This window comes from Kribbella sp. CWNU-51 (assembly GCF_054073265.1).
The window spans coordinates 25,475-37,833 of record NZ_JBSXMZ010000059.1 but is presented as its reverse complement, the minus strand read 5'-3'; the positions used below and the strand labels follow the sequence as shown (position 1 = coordinate 37,833).

Sequence of the window (12,359 nt, the reverse complement as noted above, 5' to 3'; positions counted from 1 at the left end):
ACCACCAAGACGACGTACGAGGAGAGTTGTCATGCCTACATTCGCCACGCCGGGGCCTATCGGCGCCACCGTTCAGGTCGCCGGTGCCCGGGTGCGGGTCGCCGCGACCGAACGGACCGACACCGTGGTGCTGGTCGAACCCATCGACCCGGCGAGCCGGTCGGACGTCAAGGTGGCCGGCAAGACCAAGGTCGAGTTCGCCGACGGTCAGCTGTCGGTCAAGACGACAGCGGCCGGCAGCAAGAACGGTTCGGTCGCCATCACGATCGACCTGCCCGCCGGGTCCAGCCTGGTCGCCTACCTGGCGTACTCGAGCGTTCAGGCTGACGGATCGTTCGGCGAATGCGAGCTGCACATGGCATCGGGCCGGGTCGAGCTGGATCGCATCGACGCCCTGCACGCGAACATCTCGGCTGGCGAGGTCGAGATCGGCCACATCGCCGGGCGCGCCGACATCGAGGGCGGTGCGTCCGAGGTACGGATCGGCGAGGTGGAGGGCAGCGTCGGGATCTCGAGCTCGGGCGGCCGGGCCTGGATCGGCCACGCCGCGGCCGACCTCGATCTGAGCAGTGCCAGCGGTGGATTCGACATCGACCGCGCCGACGGCAGCGTCATCGCCAAGACGGCCAGCGGTGCCATTCGGATCGGCCGGATGACCCACGGTCAGGCGAAGCTGATGAACGCCTCCGGAAACATCGAGGTCGGCATCAGCGAGGGTGCCGCGGCTTCCGTCGACGTGGACAGCGAGCGAGGGGCGGTGCACAACTTCGTCTCGTCGCAAGGCGACGCCGGCCCGTCCGACGACAAGGTCATGGTGCACGCCCGTACGCGGCACGGCGACATCATCATTCAGCGCGCGGCGAGCTGAGCCTCACGAAGCGAGCGTGGCCTCGACCAGCTCGGACCAGCTCCCCTCCGCACCCTCCTGCGTCACCTCGGCGAACCGTGCCTCGCCGAGGTGACGTCGTGCGTCCCGCTCGATCCTGGCCACATCCGGGTTGGAGCGATCCGGCAGTCCGCGGAGTCCGTCGCCGGCCGCGAGCAACCGCGCCGCCTGTTCGTACTGGTCGAGGCGAACGGCGAGATCCGCGATCCCGACCACTACCTGGGCCGTCAAGGGTGGGTGGCCCGCCTCGGCCGCCGCTTGCGCGGCAGCCACGCGGTGCGTACGGGCGTCCCGGACATCGTCGGCCAGGTAGCCGAGCATGTCTTCTATCCCGGCCCGGATGTTCGCCTGCTTCGCGTCGTCGCCCAGATAGCTAGTCGCGACGGCGAGTTGACGGCGGGCCTCCTCGGCGTTGCCGCCCCAGCGAGCGAGCTCCGCCTTCGTCAGCGCCAGGTCGACCAGTACGTACGTCCAGGTGACGCCTTCGGCGCACTTCTCCGCCTCGGCGATGGCGGCCGCGCTCGCCTCCTGATCGCCGTTCCGCCAGTACAGCAGGGCCTGCAGGGTCCGCAGCCGGATGACATCCTCGATCGCGCCGACCTCGGTGACGACGGTGATCGCCTGTTCGTAGTACTCGGAGGCACCGGCGAGTTCGCCACGCAGGGCCAGTTGGCCTGCCAGCTCGGAGAGGGCCAGCGACATCCCGAACCGTTCGCCGAGCGTCCGGAACTCCGCGAGCGCCATCTCCATCGGGGCCTCCACCTCCGGGCCGGTCTCGCCGAGCACAGTTCGCATCTTGCCGACCTGCCAACGGGCCAGAGCGCGTACCCACGGGTCGACGCTGTCCAGCAACGACTCGAACGCCGGTACGACGGCCTCAGGGTCCTCCAGCAGGCGTTCCAGCGGGATCACCAGATCCAGCAGCGGGTTGTGGTGCTCGGATTGCTGACTGAATCGATACGCCTTGTGGATCCACTCCACGCCCTGCTGCTCGCCGCCCCGCCCTGACGTCACGAAGAGCACCACCAGCGCGTACGTCATGGCCCGAACCTCATCGGTCACCTCGCCGGGAACCTCGGTGGCCGCGATCATCAGCTCGATGCCTTCGCCCCGGCGCCCGCTGAGCCACCAGTACCAGCCGGTGGCCGCCGCGAGCCGCATCGCCGCCGGTGCGTCGCCGGCCGCGATCGCTGCCCGCAGCGCGGCACTGATGTTGTCGTGCTCGGCCTCGAGCGTGGCGAGCCAGTCCAGTTGCTCGGCGCGGCGCAGATGTGGCTCCGCGGTCTCGGCGAACTCGGTGAAGTAGGACAGATGCGCCTGCCGGGCCAGGTCCGATTCCCCGGCTTCCGCGAGCCGATCCGCGGCGTACTCCTTGATCGTGCCGAGCATCCGGTAGCGCGGGGCACCGTCGCCGTCGGTGACCAGCAGTGATTTCTCGACCAGCGAGGTGAGCAGCTCCAGCACCTCATCCGGCTCGACGTCGGCTCCGACGCAGACCTGCTCGGCCGCCTCCAGGCTCGCCCCGCCCGAGAAGACCGACAGCCGGCGCAGCACCAGCCGCTCGGCATCGGTGAGCAACTCCCAGCTCCAATCGACCACCGCGCGCAGCGTCCTGTGCCGCGGCAGTGCGGTCCGGCTGCCGCTGGTCAGGAGACGGAACCGGTCGTCGAGCCGGTTGGCGAGCTGATCGATGGACATGGTGCGCAACCTGGCCGCGGCGAGTTCGATCGCCAGGGGCATGCCGTCCAGCGCCCGGCAGATGCGCGCCATAGCTGCCAACGTGTGCTCGTCGGCCGCGAGGTCCCTGCGCACCGCGTCCGCCCGGTCCCGCAGCAACCGGACGGCTGCAGAGGACGCGATCTCGCCGGCGCCGGCGTCGCTGGGCAAGGCCAGCGGCTCGACCAGCCACAGCGCCTCACCGGTGATGCCGAGCGGTTCCCTGCTCGTCGCCAGGATCCGCAGCAGTCGGCACTCTCCGAGGACTCGATCGGCGAACTGAGCCGCCGCCTCGATCACGTGCTCGCAGTTGTCCAGGATCAGCAGCGCCTCCCGCTCGCGGATCGCGGCGATCAGCCCGTCCACCAGGTCGGTGCCCGGTCCCGAGCCGAGTAGCGCATCCCGGAGCCCGAGCCCGGTGAGCGTCGCCTGCGCGACGTCACCGTCGGCGCCGATCGCGGCGAGCTCCACCAGCCAGACCCCGTCCGGCAGGTCGCCGAGCAGCGTACGCGCGGTCTCCGTGGCCAGCCTGGTCTTGCCCGAGCCGCCCGGCCCGACCAGCGTGGTCAGCCGATGCTCCGCGATCAGCTCGCGGACCACGGCGACGTCAGCGTCCCGCCCGACGAAACTCGTCAGCTCGGCCCGCACATTGGTCTTCCGGTTCTCTTCCCGGCGTCCCAACTCGCCCCGCAGCAACGCGACGTGCAAAGCCGACAGCTCCGGCGAGGGGTCAACGCCCAACGCGTCCGCGAGGGCCTCCCTCGTGCGCTCGTAGGTGAGCAGGGCCTCGGAGTCGCGACCGGCCGCCACCAGGGCACGCATCAGCGCGGCCACAAGGGGCTCGCGCAGCGGGTGCGCGGCGACCGCGTCGGTCAGTTCCGCGACCACCTCCGCGCCGTGGCCGAGGCTGACCTCTGCCTCGAACCGATCCTCCATCGCGGTCAGGTGCAGCCCCTCGAGCCGCGTCACCGCCGACTCGAACGCCTCGCTGTCCTCCAACCCGACATCCTGCATCGCTGTCCCGCGCCACAAAGCGAGGGCCTCGCGCAACAGCCGAAGCCGCCCGGAACCCTCCTCCTGGCGAGCCTGAGCGAGGAGACGCTCGAACCGCAGGGCGTCGACGGTGTCGGCGCTCACCGTCAACCGGTAGCCGCCCGTCTGCCCCTCGATCACCCCTGGCAGCACCTTCCGCAGCCGGGAAGCCAAGCGTTGCAGGGCATTCGCGGCATCAGCCGGCGGACGCTCACCCCAAATCCAGTCGACCAGCGTCGCCTTCGACACGACGCGGCCCGGCTCGAGCGCCAGGGCGATCAACAGCGCGCGCAACCGAGCACCCGGCACGTCGGCCAAGCTGCCGTCGTCCGCGCGTACCTCAAATGATCCCAGTAGCCCGATCTGCACCCGCAGATTCTCCCACGCCACCTGGCCCCACCCGACCCACGGCTAGCGCTTCTCGGCGCGTAGCGCCAGGACCCAGGGCACCGGGTCGGTGCGTGTCCCTGCTGGGCGTGCCGGCGGCGGCAGCGGTTAGGCTTGTGGTGTACGACCGGCGGTGGGGCTCGCCGGCCCCGAACCGTCTCCCGATCGCGGGATGGCCAACAGTCCCTACCTGTCCGACCCCGTGGCGCGCTTGCCGCGGGGTACTTGTCCAGGTAGGAGGCAACACCCGGTGCAGCAACGCGAGCAGACCGATCCGGCTCCGCAGGAACCCATCGATCCCGACGTCGACCTGCATCTCGCCCGCCCCACCCGGCATCTGGCGACCGACGCCGCCGTACTCGCGGTCATCGCCGTCGGCGGCGCGATCGGCGCGACCGCCCGCTACCTGATCGGTCTGGCCTGGCCCACCCCGGCGGGCGGTTTCCCTTGGGCCACGTTGGTGATCAACATCGCCGGCAGCGCGCTGATCGGTGTCCTGATGGTGCTGGTCACCGATGTGTGGACCCGGCAACGGTACCTGCGCCCGTTCCTCGGCACCGGGATCCTGGGCGGCTTCACCACGTTCTCCACCTACACCCTCGACATCCAGCGCCTGATCGCCGACCGGCACCCCGGTACGGCTCTGATCTATCTCGCCAGTACTGCGGCCGCCGCGCTGATCGCGGTCTGGGCAACAGCCGGCGCGACGCGAAGCCTGATTCACCGGAGGCAGCGATGAGACTCACCGGCACCGCACTTCGACTCACGATCATGATCGGCGAGTCCGACCGGTGGCACCACAAGCCCCTGTCGACCGAGATCGTGCACCGCGCCCACAAGGCCGGACTGGCCGGCGCCACCGTGCTGCACGGCGTCGAAGGCTACGGCGCGTCCAACCGCATCCACACCACGCGTCTGCTCAGCCTGTCCGAGGATCTGCCGGTGGTCATCGTCATCGTCGACACCCACGACCGCATCCGCGCTTTCCTGCCCCAGTTGGACGAACTCGTCACCGAGGGCCTGGTGATCCTCGACGACTGCGAAGTCATCCGGTACGCCGGACGTGACGCCGCCGCGGACTCCAAGGGGGAGTCGCGGTGAACCTGCTGTTGGTGATTGCCGGGGCAGTTGTCGGGGCACCACTGCGTTACCTCACCGACCGCGCGGTCCAGGCCCGCCACGACACCGTCTTCCCGTGGGGCACGTTCACCGTGAACATCGTCGGCTCGCTGATCCTCGGGGTGGTCGCCGGTACCGCGACGACGTCGAGTGTGCCGCACTCGGTGCAACTGCTGGTCGGGACCGGGTTCTGCGGTGCGCTGACCACGTACTCCACCTTCTCCTACGAGACATTGCGGCTGATCGAGCAGGGCGCGAAGTTCTTCGCTGGCGCGAACGTTGCCGCCAGCATCATTGCGGGACTCGGCGGCGCGTTCCTCGGCGCGGCGATCGGCCAGGCGATCTAGTGCCGCGTCAAGCAAGGCTCGGGAGGTAGCCCGGAGTGATTACCACCCCGAAGCCGGACCGGCGGCCAGCTGCGGGGTTCACCCCTGATCTGGCCCCTTCTCCCCGGGTATGCGGTAGGGCGAAGGGTGCAGCTGCGAGGTTCTCCCCTGAAGTTGACCCGGGCGGAAGGCAAGTGCGGTAACGACCTCGACGTTTCTTGGCGAGGCACTAGCTCAGTTCACCCAAGACTCGCCAGAGCCTCGCAGAGAAAGGCGGCCGGCGGGCGGTCGCCGGTCCGGCCAGCTCGGTGGCCGCGCGAGGCGGGCCAGTTGATCGGGTCGGGTGCGCAGGCCAGGCCGAATGGGTCCCAGCGCTGGCAGTAGTGCTTGGTCCAGTGGATCACCAAAGGCGCTTGATTATGGGGTGCTGTCGTCGACTTGGAAGACTGGCCAGCCGATTTCGGTTTGCCAGCGGGAGGTGTCGGCGGTCTGGGCCTGGCCGATCACGTAGTACTCGCGCATCGGGCCGTCGACAGCGAGCGCGTGGTGAGCTACGTAAGCGGCGAGCGTGCCATAGGCGCGGTCGACGTCGGCGGGCGAGCCCACATGCGAGATGACGGCGAGTTCGACGGCCGGCACCACCAGGGGTACGACCCGGCCGACCGGCGTCACCGGGCCGGCGCACGGGACGAAGACCGTCGCCTGCCCACGATGGTGGGTGAACAGATCGTCGGCGTAGATGCCGCCGGCGTTGCCGTCTGGAGTCAGACCCCGTGCGGCCAAGGTGGCGTACAGCTCCCCGAGTGCCCCTTGCAACCAGGACACCGAGTCCTCGGCGTCGACGACCTCGGTGATCGCGGCCGCCGGTGTGGCCGGCGTACGGCGTACCTCGATCCCGGCTACGGCATCGGCGGGGCCAGGGGACAGGAGGTCGCGCAGCGCGTCGACGGCGCCCTGTCGACGTTCCAGCTCGCCTTCCGAGCGTTGCAGATGTGAGGCGATCCGATCGCGGCGCGTCTGTACGTCGGGCGCGGTCAGGACCGCCTGGATCTCCTCGAGCGGCATGTCCAGTCCACGCAGCCGACGGATCACCTGGGCCGTGGGGATCTGCGCATCGGTGTAGCGGCGGTAGCCGGTGTGCACGTCCACGTCAGCGGGTTCGAGCAGGCCGATCTGGTGATAGTGGCGCAGCATCTTGACGGTCATGTGTGTGGCGCGCGAGAAGTCGCCGATGGACAGGTGTGCGGTCACAGGCCCATTCTGCGGTCTCCCACGGTGGGAGAGTCCGCTCCGGCCTCCCGGCTTGACCCTCCCGCTGCGGTCGTGACGAGGGTCGTCCTGAACGCCGTACCGACACAAAGAGAGGACACCACCATGACCAGGACGACCGAGTTCGAAACGGTTGACCGCTATCTGGCTGTGTGGAGTGAGCGCGACCCTGGATCGCGCCGACGGATGATCGCCGCCCTTTGGCGGCCGGACGGTGTCGAGTTTGTGGAGGGGGCGCAGTTCCGTGGACACGACGAGCTCGAGGCCAGGATCACGGAGGCCTACCAGGAGTTCGTCGAGAGTGGAAAGTACGCCGTCTCCGGTGGGGACGACGCGACGGCCCACCACGACGTCGTCACGTTCACCATCCAGCTGATCTCGTCCGGCGGTGAGCTCGCCTGGGCCGCTCGGGTCGTCCTCGTCGTCGACGATGACGGTCGCCTTCAGGAGGACTACCAGTTGACCGTGAAACCGCTCGCCACCTAGCAGGAGATCGTTACTTCACCAGGTCGGCCGATACCGCGAAGGTGTTGCAGGCCTTGTCTGCGCCGATGTTGAAGCCGTTCTGGATCCAGAAGCCCTGGCTGGTCGCCAAGCCGTGCGTACGCTCGTCCTCCGGGGTGTCAGGCGTTTCACCGAAGCTGTTGCTCGACTGCTCCTTGAACTCGGCCAGCCGGTTGGTCAGCGGGTACGACTTCTCGACCGCCTTGCTGAACACACCACCGAAGCAGGACGCCTGCAGCTCGTTGCGACGTGAGCTCTCGAGTTCCTGATCCGGATGGTCCTGCAGATAGACGGCACGGGCATAGAACAGCCCACTGACGCCTTGCACGTGGTGGCCGTACTCATGCGCGATCGTCATCAGGTAGGCCAGATCCTGCTGCGGTCCGAACGCCCGGTTCATCTGCTTGACGTCGGTGTACATGACCTGGTTGCCGTAGCAGTAGAACGCGAGCACCCGGCCGGACAGCGGCTCGAAGCGGCCGCACGGTGTCGTCACCGGCTTGTCGAACACGACCAGACCAGGGTCCGGCTTGTCCTGGCCGAGCTCCTTGAAGACCGGCCGCCACGCGTCGTTCAGACACTTGAAGAGCTTCTGGTAATAGACCTTCTGCGCTGCCAGGCTGCCGTCACGCAGATTCGCGGCCGGGCAGTTCTGCTCGTCCAGCGGACCGGTGCGGTAGATGTCGGCGTTGAGCAGGTAGTCCTCCGCCGTACCCTTCTGCGGGTTGCTGGTCGGCGTCGGCACGATCGACGGACCGGTCACCTCGGGCTGGGCGGTGTTGTCGTCGCTCTTGCCCAGCAGACTGCCGAGCACCGCCACCGACACGGCGATGAAGATCAGCAGCACGAACGCCAGCACGATCAGCCGGACCGGACCGCCCCGGCGACGCGGTGGCTGGAACCCGTTGAACTGACCCGGACCGCCGTAGTACGGCTGCCCCCACTGCCCCGGGTACGGCGCTCCCTGTTGCATCGGACCGGGGCCAGTGGAGTACGGCCCCTGCGGCGGCCACGGCGCGGACTGTGGCGGTGGCAGCACACCGGGAGGCGGTCCGGGCGGACTGTCCTGGAGACGGCCACCGTAGCCGTACGGACTGCTCACAGGTCTGGCCTCCTGCGCCGTGATCGGGTTCGGTCGGGTTCGCTGGGCGAACCGGCACGAGACTACTCTCGACCCATGTCACTGAAGCGCCGCCTCCTTCCGGCTGCCCTGCTGATGTCCCTGACCGCCCCGCTGTCCGCGTTGTTCGTTGCCCTGGGCACGTTGCCCGCGCAGGCCGCCGACGACCAGATCTCGGCGTACTCGGCCGAGGCGACGCTGACCAAGGACGGCACACTGCAGGTCAAGGAGACGGTCGACCTCGCCGCCGGCGGTACGACGTTCAGCCGGACCCTGGCCACCCGGGTCCGGTCCGACGCCGACCGCGACCGGACCTACGACCTGAGTGACGTGTCGGCGACGGTGAACGGTCAACCGGCCCAGGGCTTGAAGAACGAGAGCACCGACGACGGTCGCAAACTCACCGTGAACGTGTCCGGGCAGTCGAAGATCGTCTACAGCTACACCGTCGACAACGTGGTGGCCGACTCGACCGAGGGCCTCGAGGTGAGCTGGCCGGTCGTGCAGGGCTTCGGGGTGTCGATCCCGAAGGCCGAGCTCAGCGTCAACGTCCCGTTCGCCACCTGGGTCACCTGTTTCGCCGGCCGGGTCGGCTCGAGCATGCCGTGCACGTCGTCGCAGCTGGCCGAGTCGGCCGGGTTGCAGATCGAGCAGAACGGCGTACCCGCGGGTGGCCGGGTGACGTTCCTGACCGGACTGAGCGACCAGGCGACCGTGCAGCCGAACGCGCAGTTCGAGACCCGCTGGACGCTCGGGCGGGCGTTCACTGCCGACTCCAGCACGATCGGCCTGGCGGTGATCGTGTTCGGCATCGGACTGCTCGGTTCCGTGGCCCTGTGGTTCTTCCGCGGTCGTGACGCCGCCAAGGTCGGCGAGGGCGCGCCGGAGCGGCCGGTGCTCAACGGCTCGGACGGTCCGCAGTTCGCCGCACCGGACGGGATCCGGCCGGGCCAGGTCGGTACGGTCGTGGACGAGACCGCCGACGTCGTCGACATCACCGCGACCCTGCTGGACCTTGCCGTCCGCAACTATCTGGCGATCGTCGAGCTGCCGCGGGAGTCGCACTTCGGCAAGCTGGACTGGGAGTTGCACCGGCTCCACCAGGGCGGCCCCGAACTGCTGCCCTACGAGAAGGCCTTGCTGGACGCGGTCTTCGCGGACGGCGACTCGGTAGTCGTGTCCAACCTCGGCCCGGCGCTGCGGCCGCGACTCAACCTGGTCCGCGAGCAGCTGTACGCCGATGTGGTGACGCAGGGCTGGTTCACCACCCGTCCGGACGCCGTTCGGAACCGCTGGACCACCGCGGGCGTGGTGCTGCTCGGTGCGGGCGTCGTACTGACCATCGTGCTCGCGATCGTGAGCAAGTACGGCTTGGTCGGCTTCGCGGTGATGGCGGCGGGTCTGGTGCTCGCACTGATCGGTCAGGTCGCACCGGCTCGCACTGCGCGCGGAGCCGCCGTACTGGGTCGAGTGGCCGGCCTGCAGCGGTACCTGGTCGACGAGACGTCGGCGGACCTGCCGCAGAGCCACCGCCTCGAGTTCGCGTCCCGCTGCCTCCCGTACGCCGCTGTGCTCGGACTGACCGAGAAATGGGCGCTGGAGATCGCGGCGACCGATGACGACGACGACCCGGACGCCGGCATCGGCTGGTACTCCGGCCCGGACAACTGGCACCTGTCCGACATCGGCGAGTCGCTCAGCAACTTCGTCACCGCGTTCGGCGGCACGCTGACCACAGCGCGCCGCCTGTTCTGAAGGCTGGCAAGGCGGTGTCTGACGGTCCCGCCTAGTTCACTCGGACGTCAGCGGCGGTGAACGTGTTGCAGGAGTCGGGCTTCTTGCTGTTGTAGCCGGCGATCGACCACTGGTAGTTGCTGACCCGATTGCCGTGGTCGTGGATGCGCGGTCGGGCGTAGTCGTCGCCGGTGTGGGAGATCAGGAACTTCCAGTTCTGCAGCAGCGGGTCCCGCATCGGCGTGAACGCCGCGTTGGCGCCGAGGTAGGCAGCGCCCAGGCAGGTCGCCTGCAGTTCCCGCCGGCGGCTCTCCTGCAGCTTCTGGTTCGGCGTCATCGTCTGCTGCCGCGTCACCGACGCCCCGAGGATGCCGGCCAGGTTCTGCACGTGGTGGCCGTACTCGTGCGCGAACGTGTTCAGCATGATCGCGCGGGCGTACATCGGGTTCGACTGGAAGTACCGCAAGTCCACCGCGAACGGCAGGTAGATGGTCTGGTTCGCACCGCAGTACGCCGCTCGCACGCTGCGCTGGATGCCACACGGGGAGGGCAGCTTGCCGGCGTACACGACCGCCTTCGGGGCGCGGAACGGCAGACCGCCCTTCTTCATCGCCAGCGACCAGGTGCGGTTGAGGCACGGCAGCAGCCGGTTGTAGTAGTTCTTGGCGGCAGTGAAGTTTGTGGGCGCGATCAGCGGCTCCGCGCACTTCGAGGCCGCGATCGGGCCGATGCTGTAGAGCTTGCTGGCCTTGACGACCTCGTCGACCGTCGGGCCGGGTGGCCTCGTCGGGGTCGGCGCACTGGACGCTGACTCGGAGGGCGATTCGGACGGGGACTCCGAGGCCGACGGGGTGCCCGTCGTTTGTGGGGCGTCGTTGCCAGTGTTGCGGACGAGCAGTGTGACGCCGGTGCCGACGACCAGGACGGCGAGCACCACCAGGCCGATCAGGAGAAGGCGCGGAGTCCGCGTCGGCTTGCGCCTGCGCCCGCCGGGCGGCTGGGGGATCGGGATCGGCGGGTACTGCCAGTTCGGCCCCTGTTGCACCGGCTGGCCCATCGGACCGAGCTGGTTGCCGGACGAAGCCGCGTGCCGGGGCATGCGCTGCTGCTGTGGTTGCTGTGGCGGCAGGGCGTTGCTCCACGGCGAGGCCGACTGCTGAGGCGCCGACTGCGGGGAGCCCCAAAGATATGAGCCCTCGGAGTACGGTCCGGGCTGCTCGGGATTGGACTGGGACGGAGCCGAGTGCCAAGCACTGGACTGCGACTGGTCCGTGCTGGGCTGCTGCGGCGGCCGAGACTGCCCCGGCCGACCCGGACCGGACTGCTGCGGACCGGTCTGCTGCATCCATCCGGACTGAGCTCCACCGGTCTGCGGACCGGACTGCTGCGTCCATCCGGACTGAGCTGGACCAGACTGCTGACCGGATTGCTGCGGACCAGACTGCTGCGCTGGACCGGACTGAGCTGAGCCGGACTGGGCTGAGCCGGACTGGGGTGGGCTCGACTGCGGCGTCGGACCGGAGTGCGGCGGTCCCGACTGCTGGGCAGGGCCGGGCTGCGGACCTCGACCGGACTGAGGTGACGGACCGGACTGAGGTGGCGGACCGGACTGAGGTGGCGGACCGGACTGCTGGGGCGGGCCTGGCTGTGGGCCCCAACCGGGCTGTGGACCAGCCTGCTGGGGTGGAGTCGGGCGGGACTGGTCAGGGCTGGTCTGCCAGGACGACGGTTCGTCGGGGTTCTCCGGGCGGCGGTTCGCCCAGCCCTCGCCGAACCACTTGTTCGGCGGACGTTCGCCCTGCGCCGGGTCCTGGAACTCACGTTTGGCCGCGGTGTCCCCGGTCCACCACTTGGGCGGCTGGCCACCCCCGCGACCCCGCTCCGGCGGGCCGGCCGGCTGCTCACCGTCAGCCGGTTCGTTCCCCGGAGGTGGGTTCCAGTTGTCCGACATCGATACTCCTCACGACCTTGCTGGTGTAGCCGTCAACGTGGTGCATCCGGCGCTGTTCGGGGTGCCGAAGCGCGCCAGGTCGGTACTTTCCCCCCGGACACCGCACACCCCTCGGACATACTTTGCGTGATCCGGACCCACCAGGCTAGCCACCCCGGCCAGTCGGTTCTCAGCCGACCGGAATCCGGGCCCTACAGCACCGCCGCAGGTCACCGTTGTGCTTCAGCGTGTTGGAGACCGCCTTCAGGCCGATTCAGGACGACGAGCAGCGCGATCAGCCCGCGGACCCCATTGGTTGCCTGAAACACCGAAGAC

General features: G+C 69.0%; 11 protein-coding genes. 7 read left to right on the top strand and 4 right to left on the bottom strand.

Features of this window, described 5'->3' with window-relative positions:
• Positions 1 to 31 precede the first annotated feature (31 nt).
• Positions 32 to 868: a DUF4097 family beta strand repeat-containing protein gene (locus ACXC9Q_RS39900; protein WP_457062057.1), complete on the top strand. Its 837-nt coding sequence runs from the start codon at positions 32 to 34 to the stop codon at positions 866 to 868.
• A 3-nt stretch (positions 869 to 871) separates the two neighbouring features.
• Here the strand turns inward: ACXC9Q_RS39900 and ACXC9Q_RS39895 are convergent, their stop codons facing one another.
• The gene (locus ACXC9Q_RS39895) at positions 872 to 4,024 is read right to left on the bottom strand and encodes a BTAD domain-containing putative transcriptional regulator (protein WP_457062056.1); all 3,153 of its coding nucleotides are present in this window, start codon (positions 4,022 to 4,024) and stop codon (positions 872 to 874) included.
• A 247-nt stretch (positions 4,025 to 4,271) separates the two neighbouring features.
• On the opposite strand from ACXC9Q_RS39895, the gene ACXC9Q_RS39890 reads away from it, so the two are divergent.
• From ACXC9Q_RS39890 to crcB, 3 genes are read left to right on the top strand one after another with little or no spacing between them, the layout of a single operon-like run.
• Entirely contained in the window at positions 4,272 to 4,760 is a 489-nt protein-coding gene (locus tag ACXC9Q_RS39890; protein ID WP_457062055.1) for a fluoride efflux transporter FluC, read from the top strand.
• Positions 4,757 to 5,122, top strand: coding sequence for a DUF190 domain-containing protein (locus ACXC9Q_RS39885; RefSeq protein WP_457062054.1), 366 nt, complete (start codon positions 4,757 to 4,759; stop codon positions 5,120 to 5,122). The genes ACXC9Q_RS39890 and ACXC9Q_RS39885 overlap by 4 nt, the downstream gene beginning before the upstream one ends.
• On the top strand, positions 5,119 to 5,487 hold the full coding sequence (gene crcB, locus ACXC9Q_RS39880; protein ID WP_457062053.1) for a fluoride efflux transporter CrcB: 369 nt from the start codon (positions 5,119 to 5,121) through the stop codon (positions 5,485 to 5,487). Before ACXC9Q_RS39885 ends, crcB begins: the two co-directional genes overlap by 4 nt.
• A gap of 396 nt (positions 5,488 to 5,883) precedes the next feature.
• Here the strand turns inward: crcB and ACXC9Q_RS39875 are convergent, their stop codons facing one another.
• Entirely contained in the window at positions 5,884 to 6,717 is an 834-nt protein-coding gene (locus ACXC9Q_RS39875; RefSeq protein ID WP_457062052.1) for a MerR family transcriptional regulator, read from the bottom strand.
• A gap of 123 nt (positions 6,718 to 6,840) precedes the next feature.
• Between ACXC9Q_RS39875 and ACXC9Q_RS39870 the strand changes: the two genes are divergently transcribed.
• Positions 6,841 to 7,221, top strand: a complete 381-nt coding sequence (locus ACXC9Q_RS39870) for a nuclear transport factor 2 family protein (protein WP_457062051.1) — start codon at positions 6,841 to 6,843, stop codon at positions 7,219 to 7,221.
• 10 nt (positions 7,222 to 7,231) lie between these two features.
• Here the strand turns inward: ACXC9Q_RS39870 and ACXC9Q_RS39865 are convergent, their stop codons facing one another.
• Entirely contained in the window at positions 7,232 to 8,341 is a 1,110-nt protein-coding gene (locus tag ACXC9Q_RS39865) for a neutral zinc metallopeptidase (RefSeq protein ID WP_457062049.1), read from the bottom strand.
• A 75-nt stretch (positions 8,342 to 8,416) separates the two neighbouring features.
• Between ACXC9Q_RS39865 and ACXC9Q_RS39860 the strand changes: the two genes are divergently transcribed.
• A complete protein-coding gene (locus ACXC9Q_RS39860; protein WP_457062047.1) occupies positions 8,417 to 10,114 on the top strand; it encodes a DUF2207 domain-containing protein in 1,698 nt (565 codons plus the stop codon).
• 31 nt (positions 10,115 to 10,145) lie between these two features.
• Here the strand turns inward: ACXC9Q_RS39860 and ACXC9Q_RS39855 are convergent, their stop codons facing one another.
• Positions 10,146 to 11,192, bottom strand: coding sequence for a neutral zinc metallopeptidase (locus ACXC9Q_RS39855; protein ID WP_457062046.1), 1,047 nt, complete (start codon positions 11,190 to 11,192; stop codon positions 10,146 to 10,148).
• 144 nt (positions 11,193 to 11,336) lie between these two features.
• Here ACXC9Q_RS39855 and ACXC9Q_RS39850 point away from each other — a divergent pair, with 144 nt between their 5' ends.
• Positions 11,337 to 11,561 carry a hypothetical protein gene (locus ACXC9Q_RS39850; RefSeq protein ID WP_457062045.1) on the top strand — a complete coding sequence of 75 codons (225 nt, stop codon included), beginning with the start codon at positions 11,337 to 11,339 and terminating at the stop codon, positions 11,559 to 11,561.
• Positions 11,562 to 12,359 lie beyond the last annotated feature (798 nt).